Origin of the sequence: Saprospira grandis DSM 2844 (assembly GCF_000275825.1) — a bacterium.
Lineage (GTDB): Bacteria > Bacteroidota > Bacteroidia > Chitinophagales > Saprospiraceae > Saprospira > Saprospira grandis_A.
Genome location: NZ_JH719942.1, coordinates 2,639,092 through 2,660,693 on the forward strand (window position 1 = coordinate 2,639,092; position 21,602 = coordinate 2,660,693).

The 21,602-nt window shown below is 46.7% G+C and carries 15 protein-coding genes (1 of these 15 running past the window's edge); 6 read left to right on the forward strand and 9 right to left on the reverse strand.

All coding sequences use genetic code 11. From position 1 onward, the window contains the following. The 3 genes from SAPGRDRAFT_RS12120 to SAPGRDRAFT_RS22950 form a co-directional block, all read right to left on the reverse strand. A complete protein-coding gene (locus SAPGRDRAFT_RS12120) occupies positions 1-1,059 on the reverse strand; it encodes a 3-oxoacyl-ACP synthase III family protein (protein ID WP_002659525.1) in 1,059 nt (352 codons plus the stop codon). 211 nt (positions 1,060-1,270) lie between these two features. Beyond that, positions 1,271-1,483, reverse strand: coding sequence for a hypothetical protein (locus SAPGRDRAFT_RS12125; protein ID WP_002659526.1), 213 nt, complete (start codon positions 1,481-1,483; stop codon positions 1,271-1,273). Between the two features lie 86 nt (positions 1,484-1,569). Further along, positions 1,570-1,929: a hypothetical protein gene (locus SAPGRDRAFT_RS22950; protein WP_002659527.1), complete on the reverse strand. Its 360-nt coding sequence runs from the start codon at positions 1,927-1,929 to the stop codon at positions 1,570-1,572. Positions 1,930-2,506: 577 nt separating this feature from the next. Between SAPGRDRAFT_RS22950 and SAPGRDRAFT_RS12140 the strand changes: the two genes are divergently transcribed. Beyond that, entirely contained in the window at positions 2,507-5,371 is a 2,865-nt protein-coding gene (locus SAPGRDRAFT_RS12140; RefSeq protein WP_002659528.1) for a PD-(D/E)XK nuclease family protein, read from the forward strand. 233 nt (positions 5,372-5,604) lie between these two features. After that, on the forward strand, positions 5,605-6,252 hold the full coding sequence (locus SAPGRDRAFT_RS12145) for a hypothetical protein (RefSeq protein WP_002659529.1): 648 nt from the start codon (positions 5,605-5,607) through the stop codon (positions 6,250-6,252). Here the strand turns inward: SAPGRDRAFT_RS12145 and SAPGRDRAFT_RS12150 are convergent. From SAPGRDRAFT_RS12150 to SAPGRDRAFT_RS12160, 3 genes are all read right to left on the reverse strand, one after another. Beyond that, positions 6,211-7,137: an alpha/beta hydrolase gene (locus tag SAPGRDRAFT_RS12150; protein ID WP_002659530.1), complete on the reverse strand. Its 927-nt coding sequence runs from the start codon at positions 7,135-7,137 to the stop codon at positions 6,211-6,213. The two genes, SAPGRDRAFT_RS12145 and SAPGRDRAFT_RS12150, sit on opposite strands and share 42 nt — an antisense overlap. 62 nt (positions 7,138-7,199) lie before the next feature. Next, positions 7,200-7,481: a thioredoxin family protein gene (locus tag SAPGRDRAFT_RS12155; RefSeq protein ID WP_002659531.1), complete on the reverse strand. Its 282-nt coding sequence runs from the start codon at positions 7,479-7,481 to the stop codon at positions 7,200-7,202. Positions 7,482-7,550: 69 nt separating this feature from the next. After that, entirely contained in the window at positions 7,551-8,312 is a 762-nt protein-coding gene (locus SAPGRDRAFT_RS12160; RefSeq protein WP_002659532.1) for an alpha/beta fold hydrolase, read from the reverse strand. 209 nt (positions 8,313-8,521) lie between these two features. On the opposite strand from SAPGRDRAFT_RS12160, the gene SAPGRDRAFT_RS12165 reads away from it, so the two are divergent. Then, complete coding sequence (locus tag SAPGRDRAFT_RS12165) at positions 8,522-9,835, forward strand: UDP-N-acetylmuramoyl-tripeptide--D-alanyl-D-alanine ligase (protein ID WP_002659533.1); 1,314 nt, start codon at positions 8,522-8,524, stop codon at positions 9,833-9,835. A 229-nt stretch (positions 9,836-10,064) separates the two neighbouring features. On the opposite strand, the gene SAPGRDRAFT_RS12175 is transcribed toward SAPGRDRAFT_RS12165, so the two are convergent. From SAPGRDRAFT_RS12175 to SAPGRDRAFT_RS12190, 3 genes are all read right to left on the reverse strand, one after another. Further along, on the reverse strand, positions 10,065-12,701 hold the full coding sequence (locus SAPGRDRAFT_RS12175) for an ATP-dependent Clp protease ATP-binding subunit (RefSeq protein WP_002659534.1): 2,637 nt from the start codon (positions 12,699-12,701) through the stop codon (positions 10,065-10,067). 394 nt (positions 12,702-13,095) lie between these two features. Next, positions 13,096-14,217, reverse strand: a complete 1,122-nt coding sequence (locus SAPGRDRAFT_RS12185; RefSeq protein ID WP_002659536.1) for a hypothetical protein — start codon at positions 14,215-14,217, stop codon at positions 13,096-13,098. 451 nt (positions 14,218-14,668) lie between these two features. After that, positions 14,669-17,224: a TonB-dependent receptor domain-containing protein gene (locus tag SAPGRDRAFT_RS12190; RefSeq protein ID WP_002659537.1), complete on the reverse strand. Its 2,556-nt coding sequence runs from the start codon at positions 17,222-17,224 to the stop codon at positions 14,669-14,671. Positions 17,225-17,551: 327 nt separating this feature from the next. Between SAPGRDRAFT_RS12190 and SAPGRDRAFT_RS12195 the strand changes: the two genes are divergently transcribed. The 3 genes from SAPGRDRAFT_RS12195 to icd all read left to right on the forward strand — a co-directional run. Further along, on the forward strand, positions 17,552-19,441 hold the full coding sequence (locus SAPGRDRAFT_RS12195) for a M1 family metallopeptidase (RefSeq protein ID WP_002659538.1): 1,890 nt from the start codon (positions 17,552-17,554) through the stop codon (positions 19,439-19,441). Between the two features lie 665 nt (positions 19,442-20,106). Then, entirely contained in the window at positions 20,107-20,997 is an 891-nt protein-coding gene (locus SAPGRDRAFT_RS12210) for a GHMP family kinase ATP-binding protein (RefSeq protein ID WP_002659539.1), read from the forward strand. Between the two features lie 132 nt (positions 20,998-21,129). Next, positions 21,130-21,602, forward strand: the 5' portion of a protein-coding gene (gene icd, locus SAPGRDRAFT_RS12215; RefSeq protein ID WP_071530154.1) for an NADP-dependent isocitrate dehydrogenase. It continues 748 nt past the right edge of the window; the window shows 473 of its 1,221 coding nt (coding positions 1-473); the start codon lies at positions 21,130-21,132; the stop codon falls past the right edge of the window.

Genomic DNA, 21,602 nt, shown 5'->3' on the forward strand with positions numbered 1-21,602 from the left:
TTACCATTCAATCAAGGCAGAGGCCCAGGTAAATCCACTACCAAAGGCGGCCAAACAAACCAAGTCGCCTTCTTTAATTTTGCCTTCTTCCCAAGCTTCGCAAAGCGCAATTGGAATAGAAGCCGCAGTGGTATTTCCGTATTTCTGAATATTATTGTAGATCTTATCATCGCTTAGGCCCATGCGTTTTTGTACAAACTGAGCAATGCGCAAATTCGCCTGATGCGGAATCAACATATCAATTTCGTCTACCCCTCTTTGGTTGGCCTGTAGGGCTTCCATGATCACTTCAGGAAAACGAACTACGGCATTCTTAAAGACAAAAGGGCCATCCATATTGGGGTATATGTGTCCTCGCTCCAACATCTCTGGCGTAATGAGCATAGAGTCCCAAGCACTATCTGTATGGAAGTCTTCGGTATCTCCCGTGAAAATTCCTCCATGTGCACCCGGATTGATGTAGGCCAAACGCTCGGCATGCTCTCCCTGTGCATGCAAATGCGTAGACAAAATGCCTTGCCCCTCTTTGGTCGTCGGCTGCAAAACAACAGCTCCAGCACCATCGCCAAAAATAACAGTCACATTACGGCCTCTAGTGCTAAAATCTAAGCCCGCAGAATGCGTCTCAGAACCCACCACCAAAATATTCTTATACATGCCCGTCTTGATAAACTGATCGGCTACCGATAAGCTATATACAAAACCAGAACATTGGTTGCGAATGTCTAAGGCGCCAATATGACTCTTAATGCCCAATTCGCGCTGCAATAATACTCCACAACCCGGGAAGTAATAATCCGGACTCAAGGTCGCAAAAACAATAAAGTCAATATCGTCTTTGGTGATCCCCGCCCGCTCAATCGCAATCTCTGCAGCCTTTACCGCCTGTGTGGTGGTGTTCTCCTTATAACGATCTACATAACGGCGCTCCTTAATTCCAGTGCGCTCCTGAATCCACTCATCACTGGTCTCCATCACCTCTGTCAGGTCGTTGTTGCTGATTACATTCTTGGGAACATAATGCCCAATTCCAGCTATTTTACTGCGTACTTGCGTCATAGTTTTTCTTTTTTTGTAGAATTTTGAAAAGCTCTGGGCGGCAAAAATAAGTTTTTTCTCCTTTTTGCTAAGATAAATTAAACGCTAATTTAATATATAGTTTAAGATCAGCCAGATGAAGCCAATAGATTTTTACTCTAGCCCCCTCCCCAATACAAAAAAAGCGATTTAGCCCAATCGCTAAATCGCTTTCTATATCGTCCAAAAAGACTTATGCCTCTTCTACTTCCGGAAGCTGACATTCCTCCTCCGGCTTACGGCCACATACCGTGCATTCCCCAATCTGATTCTTCAATAAAGGGTTGTTCTGTGCACATGTCCCCCGAAAATCTTCTCCCACAAAAATTTTGCGGATGTTAATTAGCAAAAAAGCAAGAATAAGTGCCCCAAATGCTACGGCTATGGTCAATAAATTGCTCATCATAAGCGCTATGTTTTTATAAATGATGTCCCTATAAACTAACGCAAAACTAAGCATTTTTTAGATAAAAGTCGGCTTTTTAGATTTCCTTAATCTTCCGCCTCATCATCCCAATCAAAGTCGTCATCATCGTCATCGTCATCGTCATCGTCATCGTCATCATCATCATCATCGTCGTCATCATCATCATCGTCGTCATCGTCATCCTCATCCCAATCAAAATCCTCTTCTTCCGCTTCTTCTTCCGCCGCCATTTCAACAACTTCCTCTACCACAGTTTCTTCTACAACCACCTCTTCCTGAGGAGCTTCTACTTCAGCAACTTCTTCTAGCGGTTTTTCTTCTTCCTGACCCCCTATTTGGGCCGTAGAAAACTGCACTTTGGTCAATCCTCGCTTGAAAAATTTGGCTCTTTCTTCCTTAGAACGTTGCGATACTAATTTTTTCATTTCCTTTAGTTTTTTTCGTAAAAAGCAACTGCTGTTGCCCAAGTTTGTTTGTCAAACAAATTAGGAAAAAAAAATGGCTTATCTATTTTATCTGCTGATAAATCTACCTAGAGCTTTAGATTCTATAACTCCTCCTTATTTTAACCAAATTTATGTTGGTTGTCTTGTTTTTTTAGGGGCTGCCCCTGCGGCCTTTCAGGCCTTGGGTCGGGCTGTGTCAGGGCTCGCAGGTCTGCTCGGCCCTGCAGTTTTTTCGCTACGCTCAAAAACTTGGGTCTGCGGCTGCGCCGCCCCCTTTTCCATCCCTCATCCGCTCATCATTGGCCCTTCGCTTTGGCTTTTTTCTTCGGCCCTCTTGTTCAGCTTTAAAGGCAAGAAAAGGCCTTTTAGCCATTTTTTTAGCCCAAACTCCTTAATTTTATCATTATTTTGACTAAAAACTGAAAAACTATTTACTTTTTGCGTATAAAATAACTAACTTGTCTTATCTCTTAGATGTTGAGCAGCATAAAGGTATGGGCCTTTTACAATTTTATTCGCCCTTTTTCCTCATCGCTGCTCTTTAGACTGAAGTCTTATGATTGTACGTTTTGGTTTGAGCCTGCAAGAGCAAATTTTTCCGCTCTGGGAAGAAGGCATCGATTATAGTTGTGGCCCACAACAACTCATTGAGTTCCTAGAGGAACAGTTGGGCATTGGTTATCCCGATAATAAGGCCTTTTTGCGCGTAGAGCAATATCGGCAACTCCTCGCTCTGTATCTAGAAAAAAATAAAGAGGCCTTTTTTGCCGCCTCTTTCTCCGCAGACCCACTCGCTACAGCCCAAGCCCTGCTCGATCGCCGAGATGAACTCTATCTCTCTAGCTGGGATTTTGCTATCCGAACCCAAATGCCTAGCCGCTTGCGTACGCTGGCCGAATTAGAACGCCTGCTCCAACGCCAAGAGGAAATTCAATTGGCCCCCGCCTTTGCCGAACGCTTCCGCCAGGTTTTTTCCTATATCGAAAAGGGCCGAAAACAACCCATTTCTAAGTTGTTGCTGCAAGAAGCCGAAGCACTCTGGCCCCCTTACTGGCAGCGCTTCTTTGAACTGATGAAGCAGGAGGATGTAGTCATTGAAAATTTAGACCAACCCCAACCCCTCGCCAATAAACAGTTGGGCCAATTGCAAGCCCGCCTGCTCGGCCAAGAGATTCCTAAAGCCAATACGGAAAAAGCCGATGGCTCTATTTTGGTCCTCAAAGCAGAAAGCGAAGCCTATGCCGCAGCCTATTTGGCCAAGCTTTTTGCCCAAATGCCCAACCTAAAACCACTTTGCCTGCTCTCTAATAAAAATAGAGCGCTAGATAATGCATTGGTCCAAGAAGGCTTGCCCTCTTTTGGGGTAGAATCAGCCTCTCTAGCCCGACCCAGCCTGCAAATCCTCAAGCTCATTAGCTCCTTTCTCTGGCAACCCCTCAACCCTTATCGCTTACTGGAGTTTTTATCACTACCTAACATTCCTCTGCATAAGGGCCTAGCGGTTAAATTAGCCGAGTCTATTTCTGCAAAACCAGGCCTCTTTAGTGCACTCTGGTTTCGCAAAAAAGAGGAGTTTGTACAAGATATGAAGGCCCAAATCGAAAGAGCAGGCCCCCGAATTGCCAAAAAATTAGAAGCAGAATTGGCCCAAGCCGAAAAAGATTATAGCTTCTGGTTCGAACGCCGCCGCTATGACTCCCGCCAATTATTACCCGTCCGAGAATTAGTCGAAATCTTTGATTATCTCCGCCTTTGGGCCCTCAAACTAGTCGATGAGCAAAAGAAACAATTAGATAAGATTGATAAAAAACTTAATAAATCAGATCTAGAAGAAGCTAAGGAACAACAACTGGAACGCCAAAGAGAAGAAGTTTTGGCCGCCCAAAAACCCATCCTCCGCCTCTATGAACAAGCTGGCCGCCTCTTGCTTTTACTCCAAAGTTTGGCCAAAAAGGAACAAGGAGTGGGCTACCTACAACTCGAACGCCTAGTCAAACAGGTAAATCAAGCCGTGGCCATCCCTTTCCGCCCTAGCGAATTGGGCCATGCCCCCTTTGTCTATGAACCCGCCGCAATTGTGGGCGATAGCCCTCAGCTGCTTTGGTGGAATTTTGTCGACCCACAGCGAAATATTGGCTTTGAACGCTGGTATAAGCAAGAAAGGGCTTATCTAGAAAAAAGAGCAATTGAACTGGAGACCTTGAGCCAAATTAACCTGCGCAATATCTGGCAGCGCATCCGCCCAATCTTATACTGTAGAGAACAACTCATTTTGGTCCTTCCCCACAAAGTAGAAGGCCGAGAACAACATCCGCACCCGCTCTGGGGCGATATGCAGGCCCTTTTTGGCGATTTACTCGATAGCTTTAGTATTCAACTGGAAGAGGCCAAAAGCTCTAGCTATTTTCAACAGTATTTTGAGCTGGCCCAAGAAGAAAAATTGCGGCCTAGCCCATTAAAATCTCCCTCGCCCTATATCCGTTTGGGCCAACAAGAAGGAGGCGCTGGCCTGCTCAGCGAACGAAAAAATGAGTCCTTTAGCTCTTTAGATAAACTCTTTTACTATCCTTACCAATGGGTGTTCCGCTACCTGATTGGCCTGAATAAGTCTTCTATTTTGCAGGTCTCTAGCGAAAACCGCCTAAAAGGTAATTTATCGCATGTGCTTTTTGAACGCCTCTTTGATTTGATGGTGGAAGAGCCCAAAACTTGGAGCAAAACAGAATTAGAAACTTGGATTGATAAAACCTTACCCACAATTATTGAACGAGAAGGGGCCGTTTTGCTAATGTATGGCAAAGAAGCCGACCGCATTAGTTTTATCAATAAAATGAAGTTTTCTGCCTGGACGCTCATTTCGGCTATTCAGCGAAATGGCTGGAGCGTGAAAGCCTCTGAAATGGCCGTAGAAGGTGAACTTTGTGGCCAAAAAATTAAAGGCATTGCCGATTTGGTCCTTTATCGAGAACGAAATGGTCAAGCGGAAACTGCTGTTTTGGACCTCAAGTGGAAGGGCAAGAGTTTTTATCGCCAAAGTCTACAAAATAATGATGATTTGCAACTGGTGGTCTACGCTAAGTTCCTTTCTGAACAAGAAGAACAATGGGCCCATAGTGGTTACTATATAATTAGTGAGGGAATTATTTTGTCTCGAAATAACCAAGCCTTTGCCGAAGCCGAAGCGGTTTCTCCCGAAATTGATGCAGTGCAGCAACAAAGCAAAACTTGGCAGGAGATGGAGAATACTTACCTCTGGAGAATGCAGCAGTTGCAGGAGGGAGAGGTTGAACTTCGCAATGAACATACGCAATCGGCCCTAGAAGAAATTTTAGAATCAGAGGGTTTGCTAGACCTTTTAGAAATGCGTCAAGCCTCGGCCAAATATGATATTTATAGAGTGTTGGTCCAACCCATGGCCTAAGTAAAAATGAAGTTCTATTTTGGCGCCTCCATTTGAAGAAGGCGCCTTTTTTTTGCAATTTTGTTTGCCGCCAAGCGTATTTTGGCCCAGCGCTGCGGAGCGGGTGGCCGAAGGCCAGACCGAGCTGGCTTCGCCAGCGAAGGGCCGAACAGACCTGTGAGCCCCGCAGCATAGCGGCGGCCGACCTAGCCGAAGGCTAGCCGGCCGCGGGCCCCAAAAAAAACAGAAGAATTATGCAAAAATGGATATGGATTTGGGCCTTGGCCCTTTGTTTTTCCTGCCAAACAGAAGGTCCAAAAAAAGAAACTATTGCCAGCCAAAAAGCAGAAAGCGATAGCTTGTCGCCTGCCGCCAGAGCCTTAAAAAGCAATCGGGCAAAATCCTTTGAGGCCTACTGCTTTTTTGAAGGAGACGAGCCAGAAAACCAGCTGGATAGCTTGGCTGCTGCCGCTTGGTGGGCCAAAATGCAGCAGGAAGAGGGCTGGCATCAGGCCAAAAATTTATTGCAAGAAAAAGGTGGTGGCCCTTTGGGGGCCGAGTGGAGTGCGAATACAGATTTGTATGTTTTGCTCCGTTTTCCAGCAGACTATAATGGTGATTTCCGCTTGAGTTATGGCAGCCTAGAGCAAGATTTTAAGGGGGAACCCTATCGACAGGCGGAGGGGCTTTTGCTTTTCCGTTTGCCAGAGGAAATTTGGGCGATGAAAGCCAGCCAACAGCCTCGGCCCAAGGATTATCCGCTTCTTTTTTCTGAAGAAGAAATGCAAGCGCATGCCGAGGATCCCGCTATTTTTCAGGCAGCCAACTTTTTGCCGATACGTATATATTATAAGGGGGAGCTATTCCGTAGTTTCTACCTGCGCTTTGCTTATGGCGACTAGCCAATTGCGTAAATGTTCGCCTTGGCCTTTTCGCTTTTTGGCTTTGTAGTACCATTTTGCGGTAACGGCCAGATGGCTGGCGCCTCGGATGCAATAAAAAGAGTAGGGGAGGCCCTTCTGCTTCAGGCTTTGGGCAAAAGAGGCCGAAGCTCGAAAATCGACCAAGCCATCTCGGTTGCCATGTAATAAAAGGGCGGGGAAATCGTCTTGGGCATCGATTAAATAAATGGGATTCGCCAATTTGAAATTAACAGATTGCTTGCTTCCTGCATATTGCCGAAGCGGCATACTTGGCTCCATTTGGTTGAGGTCTAGAGCGCCGGCAATAGAAAAAAATCCGTTAATATTTGCGCTGCTCAGACCCAAATTGCTTAGCCGTTCTTGGTCGTAGGCGAAAAGAGCGGCTAGGTTTCCTCCCGCAGAGCTTCCGCCAATAATCCATTGGCTTTTGGGGAGCGAAATGCCCCAATGTTTGCTGGCGGCTAAAATAGCCTGGTCAATATCGAGCTGTAAATCTTCTTGGCAATAATCGGGGGCCAAACGATAGGCTGGCATCACCAAACGATAGCCCAAATCGGTAAATAGTTGGGCCAGATGCTGATGCTGCTCGGGCTTGCCTGTTCGCCAAGCGCCACCATGTACATAAAAAATAATGGGGGCTTGTTTTGCGCCACCCAAAGGCTCGTAGAGCCAAAGATATTGCCGCTCTTCTGGACCATATTGGATGCGTTGCCGCTCTGCTTGGGCAGGCGCCTGCCGATTGAGCCGAAAAGCGTGAACGGGATAAGCGAGTACCTCCCAAATGCTGCCCGAGGTTTTGTTCTGGGCCCAGCTGCTGGCCGAAAAGGCCAAAAAAAAGAGCAAAAAGTAAAGTTTCAGTTTCATTGAATAACTGTTTAGTTTTTACTTTTTGCTCTACAAAGAAAGCACCAAAAATAGTGGGGAAATCAATCTTCAAAGCGAAGTTGATAGGGCCGTTGCATTTGGGCGGCCAGCTCGCCTAAAGAGAAGGCCCCAAAGAAGCGGTAAAACTCTTTGCCCTCAAAAAAAACGAGGAGCAGCGGAACCGAAAAGGCGTTGTGCTGGGCGGCTCGCTCGGGCTGGGCCATACAATCAATGACCTCTAGTTCCATTTTGGGATAATGCTCGGCCACAAACTCCGAAAGCTTGGGCAAAAGGGCATGGCAAACCCCACATTGGGGTTGTGTGAAATAGAGAAACTTATCCATGTATTAAAAATTAAAAAGGGCTGACTCTGAGAAGAGTCAGCCCTTTTTTGAGTCAAAAGACCATCAAATTTAGTTCTGATGGGCCAAAAAAGCACTCAAAATTCGGTTAAACTCATTAGGACGCTCCATCATTGGGGCATGTCCACATTTGTCGATGTAATATAGCTGAGATTTCTCAATTCCTTTGTGAAAATCCTCACCAACAAAAGGAGGCGTAATGCGGTCTTGCTTTCCCCAAACGAGCAAAGTAGGCACCTTAATATTGTGAAGGCGATTTTCCACATTGTCACGAATTGCAGAGCGAGCACAAGCGACAACGCGGATGGCTTTTTCGTTATTATTGACAATTTCAAAAAGGCTGTCTACCAATTCTTTGCTAGCTGTAGCGGGGTCGTAGAAGGTATATTCTGCTTTGCGCTCAATAAAGGTGTAGCTTTTCCGCTTGGGAAAGGTATTGCCCAAAGTGTTCTCAAAAAGTCCAGAACTCCCCGTCAAAATAAGGCTTTTTAGGCGGTCTTGCTCTTCTAGAGCCATAAAGAGGCTGACATGTCCGCCCAAAGAATTACCTAAAACGTGCATTTTTTCTGTCTCGCCCTTGGCTTCTAAAAAATCTACCACATAATTCTTAAGATAGCCCACAGAAAGCTCTCTTAGTGGCGCCTCATAGATAGGTAGTACAGGGACCAAAATGCGGTAATCCTTACGAAAATGTTCGATAATACTACCGAAGTTACTAAGGGCCCCAAAAAGACCATGCAAAAGCAGAAGAGTTTCCCCTTGCCCTTCTTCTATATATTGGAACTTTCCTAGCTCCTTGACTTTGTAGTCCATAACTGAGAAATTCTTATTTTACTGATAATCAATCAAAAAGGCCCTAGAGGGGCCTTAATTGGCCTCAAAAATACATCTTTTAGATTAGTTATGGACGGCAAACCCCTATTTTATATTAAAAAACTTTGATTTCTTTTACCTTGGCGAAAGAGTACAAGCCTAAAAAAAGGCTATTTTTGCCCATCCTTTTATAGACCAAAATTGATCTCATGCAGCTTGCTCAAATTTATACTACTTTTTTATCGGCTAAGGGCCTTTGTATTGATAGTCGCCAAGTTCAACAGGGCGACTTATTTTTTGCCTTGGGTCAAAAAGATGAAAATGGCCAACACAAAGGCAATGATTTTGCTGAAATGGCCCTGCAAAAAGGAGCCTTGGCCGCTATTATCAATGCCCCGCAACTAAAAGCCAAATATGCAGAGGATGAACGCTATATTTTGGTCGAAGATGTGGAACTTTGCCTACAGCAATTGGCCCAATATCACCGAAAACAAATCGATATTCCAGTAATTGCCGTGGTGGGCTCTAATGGCAAAACCACTTGCCGACAATTACTTTATTTGCTGCTCTCTCAAAATTATGATTGTTGGGCCACCCCCGGCAATTTGAATAATCATTTGGGCCTCCCCCTTTCTGTGCTCCAAATTAAAGATGAACATGAGTTGGCCATCCTAGAAATTGGGGCCAACCACCTAGGCGAAACCGCCGCCCTCTGCGAAATTGCCGCCCCTACTCATGGCCTGATTACTAACCATGGTAAGGACCATCTAGGCGAATATGGCTCGCTGGAAAATATCCAGAAAGCAAACCATGAACTCTATGATTATTTGGCCAAAACAGAGGGCCAAGCTTTTGTCTATGGCCAAGATGCCATAATGATGAAGGCCGCAAAAAAACTAAAAAATCCCATTTTTTATGGCCGACCAAAGGACCATACTCAAGCAAAAGTGCTCCAAACTCCCGATCTTAAACTACAACTCCAATTAGGCAAGAGAAAGCTGCCCGTAAAAATGAATCTCTTTGGCGAGTTCTGGACGCCCAGCATTTTAGCCGCCGCCACAATTGCCGACTATTTTGCCCTGCCCGCCGCCGTCATTAAACAAGCGCTGGAAAGTTACGCTCCAAAATCGCTCCGCTCCGAACGCCGAAACTGGAATAATCAAGCCGTTTTACTCGATTGCTATAATGCCAACCCCAGCAGTATGCAGGCCTTTTTGCAGGCCGCTCTGGCCGAGAAATCTGCCCCCAAAGTCTTTGTCCTTGGCGAAATGCTGGAACTAGGCGACTTTAGCCAAAGCGAACATCAATCCCTTTTAAACCAACTCGCGAACAAAAAAAATATTCAGCTTCTCCTCTTTGGCCCTAGCTTTTTGGGCTTGTCGCTGCCTCCTTTTGCCCAACATTTTGACAACTTGGACCAACTGCAGCAGGCTTTGCCCACTTCCGCCCACGCCATTTATGTTAAGGGCTCTAGGGGCAACCGCCTAGAACAGCTATTTGAGGAAGCAAAGGAATTGAATTAGTATACTGTTTTTTTGGGGCTGCCCCGCCCTACGGGCGGGTCGCTCCCTTCTGGGCTCGCAGGTCTGCTCGGCCCTGCGTTTTTTCGCTGCGCTCAAAAACTTGGTCTGGCCCTTCGGGCCACCCGCCAGGCAGCTCAGCCTGCGGCGGCTTCGCCGCCTGTAGAACGCAGAAAATTGGACCAAAAAAAAAGCGATCCCGATCAGGATCGCTTTTCTTAGTGCATAAAGTTTAGTCTTCCAACTCTAGCTCTTTCTCTTCTTCTTTTTTAGTAAACAAGAGCTTCTCTTGCCCTTTAGGAAGATCCACATAAATGAGGTCGCCAAGCGCAAATTGACTCGCCAATAGGGCCTTAGACAATTCATTGACCAACTCCTTTTGGAGTACCCGCTTCATGGGGCGAGCACCAAAGGCAGGCTCATAACCCAAATCGGCTAGGTAGTCAATGGCCGCTTCAGAAAGCTCAATATCAAAGCCTTGGCCCAACACTCTTTTGCGAATACCTTTCAATAGCAAATAAAGAATCTGCTTGATTTCTTCGCGGTTGAGCATAGTGAACATAACCGTTTCATCAATTCGGTTGAGAAACTCTGGACGAACACGGTCCTTGAGGCGCTCAACTACTTCCAGTTTGGTCGTTTCAATGATCGCTTGGCGTTTGCTAGCCTCTACATCATCTAAACCATCAAAGTTATCTTGGATCACATCGGCCCCCATATTGGTGGTCATGATGATAATCGTATTCTTAAAGTCCGCTACACGGCCTTTGTTATCAGTAAGGCGGCCATCATCTAGGACCTGCAACAAAATATTGAAGGTATCGGGATGGGCTTTCTCAATCTCATCTAGCAAAATAATAGAATAAGGCTTTTGGCGAACGGCATTCGTCAATTGCCCCCCCTCTTCATAGCCTACATAACCAGGAGGTGGACCCACCAGCCGAGAAACAGCATGTTTTTCCATATACTCCGACATATCAAAGCGAGTGATGGCTGCTTCATCATTAAAGAGGAGTTCGGCCAAGGCTTTGGCCAATTCTGTTTTACCTACTCCCGTTGTTCCCATAAAGAGAAAGGAACCAATGGGTTTTTTGGCATCTTGTAGGCCAGCGCGGCTACGGCGAACCGCATCAGAAACGGCTTGTACGGCCTCTCTTTGTCCAATAATTCTTTGGCCAATTTCTTCTTCTAGGCGGAGCAGCTTCTCTCTTTCGCTCTCGAGCATTTTGGCTACGGGAATACCCGTCCAGCGAGCAACAACCTCAGCAATGTCGTTGGCATCTACCTCTCCATCGGTCAGGCGTTTTTCTGGAGAGAGCGTTTCTAGTTGGGCCTCTGCATTGGCCAAGATAGTTTCCTGTTCTTTAATTTTACCATATTCCAGTTCGGCCACTTTGGCGTAATCGCTATTACGGCGGGCTTCTTCCGCTTCTAGGCGGTGTTTTTCAATTTCAGACTTACAAGACTGAATAATATTGATGAGCTCTTTTTCCGATTCCCAGGCGGCTTTTAGGACCGTGAGTTCTTCCGAGATATTGGCAATTTGCTCATTGATGGCATCCAATCGTTTTTGGTCGCCATCTCGTTTTACGGCTTCTCTTTCAATTTCTAGCTGACGACCCTTTCGGTCCAATTCATCTAGTTTTTCGGGCATAGAGTTTAGCTCTAAGCGAAGTTTAGCGGCGGCCTCGTCCATCAAGTCGATCGCTTTATCGGGTAGGGCACGGTCACTAATATAGCGATGAGAAAGTTCTGCCGCGGCGATGAGGGCATCATCTAGAATACGAACTTGGTGGTGGTTTTCGTAGCGTTCTCTGAGTCCACGCAAAATGGCCACTGTTTCTTCCATAGAAGGTTGGTCGATCACAATTTTCTGGAATCGTCTTTCTAGGGCCTTATCAGTTTCAATGTACTTTTGGTACTCATCTAGGGTAGTGGCTCCAACAGCGCGTAGTTCGCCACGGGCAAGGGCTGGCTTAAGGATATTGGCAGCATCCATGGCGCCACCACCACCGCCAGCACCAACCAGCGTATGAATTTCATCAATAAAGAGGATGACGTTATTAGAGGTGGTCACTTCTTTGACCACGGCTTTGAGGCGCTCCTCAAATTCTCCTTTATATTTGGCTCCAGCGACTAGAGCGGCTAGGTCGAGGCCAAAAACGGTTTTATCTTTTAGGTTTTCGGGCACATCATTATTCACGATACGCCAAGCCAAACCTTCAACGATAGCAGTTTTTCCCACACCAGGTTCTCCGATGAGGATGGGGTTATTCTTTTTGCGGCGAGAGAGGATATGGAGCAGGCGGCGGATTTCATCATCGCGGCCAATAATGCGGTCCAATTTTCCGTTGCGGCATTGTTCATTATAGTTTACCCCATATTTGCGGAGGGCATTAAATTCGTTTTCGCCGCTTTCGCTTTTAACGGTGCGGCCTTTGCGCAATTCCTTAATGGCGTCGCCAAGTAGTTTTTCGTTGGCGCCAAGGCTGCGGAGCAGGCGAGTGGTTTTATCGTCTACAGAGAAAATACCGGCCAAAATCATATCGAGGGCTACAAACTCATCGCCAAAATCGCGGGCCAGGTTTTGGGCATTTTGGATAGCTAGGCTGGCCTCTTTAGAGAGGTGGCTGCCCGAGTTGCTTCCATAGACTTTAGGGTAGGCATCCATAATCAGCTCTAGCTTTTGCTTGAGGTCGCTAAGGTTGACGGATAATTTTTTGAGTAGGTAGCCCACCACATTGTCGTCCACTTCTAACATAGCGGCTAATAAATGGGCCAATTGAACGTCTTGTTGTTGGCGGCTGCGCACATATTCCTGTGCTTTGAGTACGGCCTGCCGGGCTTTTTCGGTAAATTTGTCAAACATAATATATAGGGCTTATTGATCTAGTAGATGGAGATTTATACAATTTGTTTTTTCCGTTCAAATGTAAATCCAATTCTTGAAGTTAAGGCAAAATGGCAGTTTTCCAAAGCTTTAGCTGACATTTCGAGTGTTTTCGGTTCCTAATCCGTGACATTTTTTCCGATAGCCAATTTTTGGTCCAAGAGGAGGCGGCGAAGCCGCCGCCAAGGCGCGCAGCGCCTCGGCTGAGGGATGGATAGCAGTGGCCGCAGGCCAGACCGAGCCAGCTTGCTGGCGAAGGGCCGAGCGAATAGCGAGCTGCGACACAGCCCGACCCGCCCGCAGGGCGGGGCAGCCCCAAAAAACAGCAGAAAAAAAGCGAACACTACAATAGCTTGCAGCATTCGCTTGGGGGTTAATTTTTATAATAATCGAGGGCTTCATCGCCCATTTTGGCCATATTTTCAATAAAAAACCGGAGGTCTGCCAGTTGGTCATCGCTCATTCTTTCTTTGGTAAAGATGGGAATTCCGCGCCAATTTTTGCCTGATTGATAGCGGTGGGCGGCATAAATAGAGTATTTGGCTTTGCCTTCAAAGTTGGCGGCTAGTCGTTTAAATGTTTTTTGGCGGTTATCGAGTTTGAATCGGCTATAGCGTTTTTCTTCATGGCAATGCAGGCAGCTGCGTTCATAAACTTTTCGGCCATTGAGAAAGCTATTGCTAGCGGGAGAGACCATTTGGCGGGCGCGTTCGTCTGGTGGGCGGACCAGGTGGGCGGGGTACACCTCTGAGTAATAGCGACGTATAAGGTTTACGGCACGGGCATTACTGCGGTTATTTTTGATAGAATACTCGACCTTTTCCCAATCGGCTTTTTTCATTTTGAGTTCGCCCATTTTCAGTTCTAGGGTCCAGAGATAGGCCAAAATGGCTTCTTTTTCCCAATCTTCCATTTCTCGGCCATCGGCAAAGAGTTGGTTGCAGGCATCCATAGATTTGCGCAGGTCAAAGTGGGCGCCCTTGAGCAGATGGGCATAGGGGCCGTTATAGAGCTTGGCAAAATCATTATTAAAAAAGAAGATGCGGTTAATCATGCCATAAAAACTAGGGCCGGGCAGAAAAGAGAGCTGGTTAGAGTCTACATATTTCAGGCGTTTTTGAGGGTCCAGATTATCTAGGCTAGGTTCTTCCCGAACACTGAGGTGGCAGGAGGCGCAGCTCATGGTTTTACTAAGCAACTCGGTGCTCGTGCCCTCTTTGGTGGTAAACCCCTGCTCAATCAGTTCTTTTCCTTGCCGAATTATCAGTTGGTCTTTGGCCTTGGCCCAATCTTTTGGCTGGTTGGTTTTAATTTTGCCCAATTTGCCCATGACGGTCCAAAGTGGAGTGCTTTCTGTCATCTGAAAATCAGATTGCTCCTCCTTTTTTAGGAGCTTTGGGCTGGTAAAGGCCGTGGCCAAGCCCCAACAAACCCCCAAAATGGAGAGGGCAATTTGCCAAGGTTTGGGACGAATATATAATAGTGGTTTTAGCATATTGCTGGTTTTGCTTGTCTTGGAATATAGTATGTATAACGAACTACTTAAAAAACAAGCGCCAAAGCGCTTCTAGTTCCTTAGGCTAAAAATAGGCCAAAAGCCTACTGCAAAAAACAGTTTAGCCGACCTAATCTAGGGATTAAGTCGGTAGTTTTTTGTCTTAAATTTAGGGGAGTTGGGCGCTTTTACTGGGGCCTTCACAAAATAATAGTTTCGGAAGATATTATAAAACAGGGAACGCACAAAAAAAAGCCAGTACTCCTTAGAGGACTGACTTTTTTCTTTTGGGCCCGCGGCCGCCCTATATATTGGGGCGGCCGCCGCTATGCTGCGCCGCTCGCAGGTCTGCTCGGCCCTGCGTCGCCTTCGGCTCCTGGGTCTGGCCTTTGGCCACGGCTGCGCAGCGCTGGGCCATTGCTCGCTTCGCTCGCTGGCGGCTTCGCCGCCTCTAAATGCCGCCTTGTCCGCCGCCACTGTTTCCACCGCCAGAGCGGTTTTCTAATTGGCTGCGACGTTTGTTTTTTACATTCATTTTACCAAAGTTGTAGCTCATACTAAAGTTAATGACGCGGTTTTCCCATTCGTAAATTCCACTTTGACGGAAGCTGTCTGTACTCCGCTGATAGCGGTAGCTATTGCTATAAATGGGGTTTTGGACCCAAAGAGATAGGCGCAATTTCTTTTTCATGAGCTGTTTATTGACCGATACCCAATGCCAAAAGTTGGGGCGGTTGCTTCCCTGAATATCTCGAACTTGATACCAAACCGAGCCCCCCATAGATATATTTAGCCCAATTTTTTGCAAGCGGATACTGCTAAATATGTTTCCGCTAGCGCCTAAGGTTTGGTAAGAAAGGTCTTGGCCCTCTACTTCTGCATCAAAATGCGATTGGTAGAGGTTGCCGCCCATATTGAGGGTCCACCAAGGGAAAATACTTGTATTAAAGTTGAAGTCTAAACCGTATTGGTAGTTGTAGGCCAGGTTTTGGGGCCGAGAGCGGATCACGCCCGTTAGGCTGTCAATGGTTTGCACTCGGGTAGACTCATTATCATTATAGCTGGCATATAGGCCAACATTTATTCCCGATTTGCCAATGTAGTTGCCGTAGTTCAGTTCTACCTTCTCGGTAAAGGAGGGCTGCAAATAAGGGTTGCCATAATAAAGGTAGCGGGGGTCCTCAAAACTAGGGAAGGGGTTGGTGGACCAAGAACCGGGGCGATCGATCCGACGGCTATAATTAAAAGTCATTTGAGCCGACTTACTCATTTGGTAACCCAAATTAAGGGAAGGAAAGAGCTGAAAGTAGCTCCAGGGATAGCTCTCTTCCGTACTAATCAAACGAGGGTCTACACTGGCTTGCTCTAAACGAAGACCAAACTTCCCACTCCACTTTTTGCCCAACTTTTGGCTGTAGGTCCCATAAAGGGCATGAATCTGTTGGCTGTATTCAAAGATATTGGAGCGGCTACTATCATTGACCAAAGTGGGGCGTTGGGGGACATAATTATAATAGCCAAAATCACTGCGGTCCAATTGGTAGCGATAGTGATAGCCTACTTCTAGTCGCCCTTCTAATTTGGGCAAGGGAAGGGTATAGTCAATGCGGGCCCAAATTTCTCTGCGGCTGTCAAAGTCCTCAATGCGTTGAGAGTCTGGGGCCGCATTAATGGCATCGCCATTGGGCCAATAAGACTGATTGCCGTAGTAGTCAATATCTTGGTCTTGGCTATTTGATATTTGGAAATCAAAGACCAGTTCGTGCTGCTCGCCCATGCCCCCAATTTTATCCAAATTGGGTTTGCCTGTAGAGTCTTTCTCTGGGAAAATAATCGAGTAAACGGCATTGTAGCTCCAGTTGTAGCGTTCTGTATCGCCATCTCTTCCTCGAATCTCTTGGCTGTAGTATACAGAGTCTTGTCCGAAGTTATCATATTGGGTTTGGCCGCCATTTTGGCCAGCACCTCCACCGCCCCGAACTTGCATAGAGAGGGTTTGGGTGGGACTAAAGTAGTAGTCCATGCCTAGACGCCCCCAGAAGTTATCTTTTTGCCGGCGGCTATCGCGGTAGGTATTAAAATAATAACTGCTATCGGGCAATTGATTGAAGCGGTAGGCCTCAGAAAGGGTGTAGGAGCCTCTGCGGCTCCAGCTGGCATTAGAAAAAAGGTTGAGCTTTTCAGATTTGTAGTTTAGGCCAAAACCCGTATTAAACTTATTGAACATAGGACCAATGGGCGCTGAGCGCCAACCTCGGGCATTGGTCCCAATTCGACCGTTGACATTGCCGGTAAAGCCAGAGAGGAGATTGCGTTTCATCACAATGTTAATGATTCCTCCTGCGCCACCATCGGGGGCATCCTTGGCCGAGGGACTCGTAATAATTTCTACGCTTTTGATACTGTTTGCGGGCAGTTGCCGAAGAACGGCAGCTTGGTTTTCTCCAGTGAGGCCCGTGGGTTTACCGTTGATGTATACTTGGACGACCTTACCACGCACTTTGATTTGCTCATCTTGGTCGACTTCAATGCCTGGGGTAGATCGAAGAACCTCGGTGGCGCTTTCGCTGTTGCCAAGTCCACTGTTTTCTACATCAAAGACCTTTTTGTCTAGGCCCAATTTGAGTAGCGATTTATTGGCCGTTACCTGCACGGTCTCTTGGGTGGCAGCATCGGGCTTTAGCAAGACTTTTCCTAGCTGAAGGGTCGGGAGTTCTAGTTTAAGGCTATCTATGCGTTTTTCTTCATAGCCCATAAAATTGAACTTGGCATAGTAGTCTCCATAGGGCAAGTTGGCCAGCCGAAATTTACCATCCATATCGCTAATGCCCCCGGTAATGAGGGAGTCGGAAAGGTTGTAGAGGGATACGGTAGCAAACTCTAAAGGCTTTTTGCTATCGGCATCTATGAGTTGGCCTAAAAGGGTGGTTTGGGCAGGGGGCATAGGCCCCTGTGCCCAGCTCCAGCTACAAACGAGCAGGAGTAAGGAGAGGAGGGTCAATTTCATGTTTTTTGGAATTAAGATCGAGGTTAAATTGATTGTAGGAACTAGCCGAACTATTGTGCTGGACTAGCTTGGAACCGAGGAAGCCACAGTTCTGTTAATTTTTGATTGCTTTTTATGTATAATAAGTTTAGGGTACTGTAGTTACGATCCCTTAACAATCCTTAACCTTTAGATTTCGACTAACTCGACCTTTTGAAAGACTGAACTAGCGGTTTATTTTCTGGTCGGTCCAATTTCTGTTTTTGTAGAATTTCTAATAAAAGGGCTGTTTTTTTACTTTATTTAAGTCTTGCTCTACTCAATCAAAAAATTGAAAAACGATACCTTATGTTGAAAAAGAAAATTGCAAGCTTAGCTTTTGGCCTTTTGGCAGGAGCTAGCTTGTTGGCCCAAACAGGGCCCGATCGCTGGCAACAGGCGGCCAAATACTATATGGAAATTGATATGGATACCAAAAAACATCAGTTCGATGGTAAACAAAAGCTGGTCTATACCAATAATTCGCCCGATACTTTGCGTAAAGTATTTTATCATCTCTACTTTAATGCCTTTCAGCCAGGTAGTATGATGGATGAACGCTCTAGAACGCTGCCCGACCCAGATCCTCGGGTAGGCGACCGCATCGCTCAGCTCAAACCCAAGGAAATGGGTTATCATAAAATCAAAAGCTTGCTGCAAGATGGCAAGAAGGTCAATTACGAAATGGCCGAGACTATTTTGGAGGTAGAACTAGCCAAGCCCATTCTACCCGGCGAAAGCACTACTCTAGAAATGGAGTTTAAGAGCCAGGTGCCCATTCAAATCCGTCGCTCTGGCCGCAATAGTAAAGAGGGTATCGATTATTCTATGTCGCAATGGTACCCCAAACTTTGTGAGTATGACTACCAAGGCTGGCATGCCAACCCCTATATTGGCCGAGAGTTTCATGGCGTTTGGGGCGATTTTGATGTAAAAATTACCCTGCCTGTAGAATATACCGTAGGCGCTACGGGCTATCTCCAAAATCCCAATGAAATGGGGCACGGCTATGAGGATGTGGGCCAAAGAGCCGACCTCAAAGGCAAGAAGCGCCTTAGTTGGCATTTTATCGCCCCCAATGTGCACGATTTTGTCTGGGGCGCCGATCCCGATTATATCCATGATGTGGTCCAATTAGATGATACGACTAAGATTCACTTTCTCTATCAAGATGATGAGGATTATAAAGCCACTTGGAAAGCTGTTCAGCCTAAAATGAAAAAGGCTTTTGAGTATATCGAGAAACGCTTTGGCAATTATCCCTATCGCCAATATTCCTTTATTCAAGGGGGCGATGGTGGAATGGAGTACCCCATGGCTACCCTGATCACCGGAAACCGTGCTCCTTCTAGCCTACAGGGCGTGATGGTCCATGAACTCATGCATACTTGGTATCAGATGCTAATGGGAACCAATGAGGCCCTTTATGCCTGGATGGATGAAGGCTTTACTTCTTATTCTACCAATATTGTTACCGCTTATTTGGATGGCCAATTGAAAAAAGGCGAAAACCCCCATTACTACTCTTATGCAGGCTATAAGCAGTTGGCCAAAAGTGGGGTAGAGGAACCCCTAAGCACACATGCCGACCATTTTATGAGTAATGCGGCTTATGGCGCTGGCTCTTACAATAAAGGAGCTGTTTTTGTCCATCAACTAGAGTACATTGTTGGCGAAAAGGTCCTTCAGGAGGCCATGCTAGATTATTACTATAACTGGCGATTTAAGCACCCCAATCCCAACGACTTTATCCGCATTGTTGAAAAACGCTCGGGCCTAGAGCTAGATTGGTACCGAGAGTATTGGGTCAATAGTACACATACCATTGATTATGCTATTGATAAGGTGGAAAAGAAGGGCAAAAAGACTTTGGTCCAATTGCAACGCCTAGAAAGCAAGGATAAGAAAGCGGGCATTAAGAATGGCCGTATGCCCATGCCTGTAGATTTGGTGGTAACCTATAAAGATGGCAAGGAGGAAAAAACGGCTTGTTTCTATATTCCCTTGGCCATTATGAGAGGGGCCAAAGCCAACGAAAATATGTACCTAGAGTATAATGTGATGCCCGATTGGCGCTGGACGCATACTAGCTATGAGCTAGAGTTGCCCATTAAACAAAAGGATATTTTGAGTATTGAAATTGATCCTTCTAGCCGAATGGCCGATATCAACAGAAAGAATAATACTTATAAGCCTTAATTAGGCCGCTAAGAAGTTTTGCCTTGAGCCACTCTATTTTATGGAGTGGCTTTTTTATTGTTTTGGGGCCCGCGGCCAGCTTTGCTGGCCGCCGCTATGCTGCGCCGCTCGCAGGTCTGCTCGGCCCTGCGTCGCTTTGCTCCTTGGTCTGGCCTTCGGCCACGGCTGCGCAGCGCTGGGCCTGCTCCACTTTTGTTTTTCAGTTGATGCTTTCTGCTTCGGCCTTTTGGCTGCCCCTTTTAAGCGGTAGGCCTCGCTTCGCTCGGCCTGCTTTAATATGTCCCCGCCCACCCACCCCTCTACGGGATTCCTTAGGGGAATCCCTGCGGGGGCGTTTGGCCCATTAAAAAATTCCTGCCTAAATTCTCTCGATGGGGAGAGTTCGTCCTCCGCTTTATTTTTACGGTTTAGCAGGCGGCGAAGCCGCCGCAAAGGGCCGCAGGCCCGCGGCTGAGGGATGGACAGCAGTGGCCGTCAGGCCAGACCAAGCGGGCATAGCCCGCGCAGGGCCGAGCGAACAGCGAGCTGCGAAACAGCCCGACCCGCCCCTAGGGCGGGGCAGCCCCAAAACAACATAAAGAAAAAAGCGTTAAGGATAAAAAGAAGGTGAGGGCTGGCGGTTTTCTTGCAAAATTGTAGCTTTGGCCCAAAATACAGCGAGCACTATGACAAAAGCTTATCCGGCGAAACTACTATTATTTGGAGAGTACAGCATCATGCAGGCGGCTCCGGCCTTGGCCTTGCCCTTTTGGGCCTATCGGGCCAATTGGTCTTGGTCGGCCGCTAAAGAGCGATTAGCTTCGCAGCAGGGTTTGCAGCTCCTATTGGATAGCATGGCGCCCAATTGTTGTTTAGATTTGGAGCGATTGGGGGAAGACTTGCGAGCGGGGATTTGGTTGCAGAGTGATATTCCGCATGGTTATGGTTTGGGGAGTTCGGGTAGTTTGGTGGCCGCAGTATATGAGCGTTATGCCAAGGGAGAAAAGGCGAGGGGGGAGGAATTGATATTGACATTGGCCCAGATAGAAAAGGCCTTTCATGGGCAGAGTTCGGGCATAGACCCTTTGGTTTCTTATTTGAGAAAGGGGTTGTTTTGGGAAGCTGGTCAGAGTGAAATTTTGGGGCAGGAAATTCGTTTGGGGGAGAGTGATCGGGCCCAGTTATTTTTATTGAACACAAAAATTGCGAGGCAAACGGCCCCATTAGTGCAGCATTATTTGCAAGCTTGTGCGCAGGCGGATTTTCCATTGGCAGAGCAAAAAGAACTTGCTCAGGCGCACAGTTTGGCTATTTCTGCCTATTTGGGCCAGGAAGATGAGGTCTTAGGTACCGCATTTAGGGAGATATCGGCCTTACAGCATCGGTTTTTTCAGCGGATGATCCCGGCAGATTTTAAAGAGATTTGGCAAAAAGGTTTGGAGGGAGGCAGTTATTTGCTCAAGCTATGTGGAGCGGGGGGCGGAGGATTTTTGCTGGGTTATAGTCAGGATTGGGCAGCTACGCAGGGGGAGCTATCTGCTTTTGAGTTATTGCCATTGTCTTTAGGGCAGATATAGGAGAAAGCTGGCTGGGGGGGCGTCTAGTGAAAAAGAGAAATCAAGCTTCATTATCTAGTATAAAAAATGTAAATTTGAGCGCCCTCAAAGGGGGCTAAATCATTTATTTCATTTTGCATAACTATACGATCCATGAGTGGAGAAAAAATTAGCATGAAAGAGGGGCAGTTGCAAGTGCCTAATCAACCTATTATTCCTTTTATTGAAGGAGACGGCATTGGTCCTGACATTTGGGCTGCTTCTGTTCGCGTTTTTGATGCTGCTGTAGAGAAAGCTTATGCTGGCGAGCGCAAAATTGAGTGGAAAGAAGTATTGGCTGGTCAGAAAGCCTTTGATGCGACTCAGGAATGGTTGCCACAGGCTACCCTAGATGCTATTGATGAGTATTTGGTAGCGATCAAAGGGCCTTTGACTACCCCTGTAGGTGGAGGAATCCGCTCACTAAATGTGGCTTTGCGTCAGAAGCTTGACCTTTTTGCTTGCGTGCGTCCTGTGCGTTGGTTTCAGGGGGTACCTTCTCCAGTAAAAAAGCCTGAGTTGGTTGATATGACTATTTTCCGTGAGAACACAGAAGATATTTATGCGGGGATTGAATACCTAACTGG

Excerpts from the sequence above, each read along its gene's own strand:
- SAPGRDRAFT_RS12145 (WP_002659529.1), top strand. The coding sequence starts at position 5,605 with ATGCAAAAATGGATATGGATTTGGGCCTTGGCCCTTTGTTTTTCCTGC.
- SAPGRDRAFT_RS12190 (WP_002659537.1), bottom strand. The coding sequence starts at position 17,224 with ATGAAATTGACCCTCCTCTCCTTACTCCTGCTCGTTTGTAGCTGGAGC.
- SAPGRDRAFT_RS12120 (WP_002659525.1), bottom strand. The coding sequence starts at position 1,059 with ATGACGCAAGTACGCAGTAAAATAGCTGGAATTGGGCATTATGTTCCC.
- SAPGRDRAFT_RS22950 (WP_002659527.1), bottom strand. The coding sequence starts at position 1,929 with ATGAAAAAATTAGTATCGCAACGTTCTAAGGAAGAAAGAGCCAAATTT.
- SAPGRDRAFT_RS12150 (WP_002659530.1), bottom strand. The coding sequence starts at position 7,137 with ATGAAACTGAAACTTTACTTTTTGCTCTTTTTTTTGGCCTTTTCGGCC.
- SAPGRDRAFT_RS12185 (WP_002659536.1), bottom strand. The coding sequence starts at position 14,217 with ATGCTAAAACCACTATTATATATTCGTCCCAAACCTTGGCAAATTGCC.
- SAPGRDRAFT_RS12195 (WP_002659538.1), top strand. The coding sequence starts at position 17,552 with ATGTTGAAAAAGAAAATTGCAAGCTTAGCTTTTGGCCTTTTGGCAGGA.
- SAPGRDRAFT_RS12155 (WP_002659531.1), bottom strand. The coding sequence starts at position 7,481 with ATGGATAAGTTTCTCTATTTCACACAACCCCAATGTGGGGTTTGCCAT.
- SAPGRDRAFT_RS12140 (WP_002659528.1), top strand. The coding sequence starts at position 2,507 with ATGATTGTACGTTTTGGTTTGAGCCTGCAAGAGCAAATTTTTCCGCTC.
- SAPGRDRAFT_RS12210 (WP_002659539.1), top strand. The coding sequence starts at position 20,107 with ATGACAAAAGCTTATCCGGCGAAACTACTATTATTTGGAGAGTACAGC.
- SAPGRDRAFT_RS12125 (WP_002659526.1), bottom strand. The coding sequence starts at position 1,483 with ATGATGAGCAATTTATTGACCATAGCCGTAGCATTTGGGGCACTTATT.
- SAPGRDRAFT_RS12160 (WP_002659532.1), bottom strand. The coding sequence starts at position 8,312 with ATGGACTACAAAGTCAAGGAGCTAGGAAAGTTCCAATATATAGAAGAA.
- SAPGRDRAFT_RS12165 (WP_002659533.1), top strand. The coding sequence starts at position 8,522 with ATGCAGCTTGCTCAAATTTATACTACTTTTTTATCGGCTAAGGGCCTT.
- SAPGRDRAFT_RS12175 (WP_002659534.1), bottom strand. The coding sequence starts at position 12,701 with ATGTTTGACAAATTTACCGAAAAAGCCCGGCAGGCCGTACTCAAAGCA.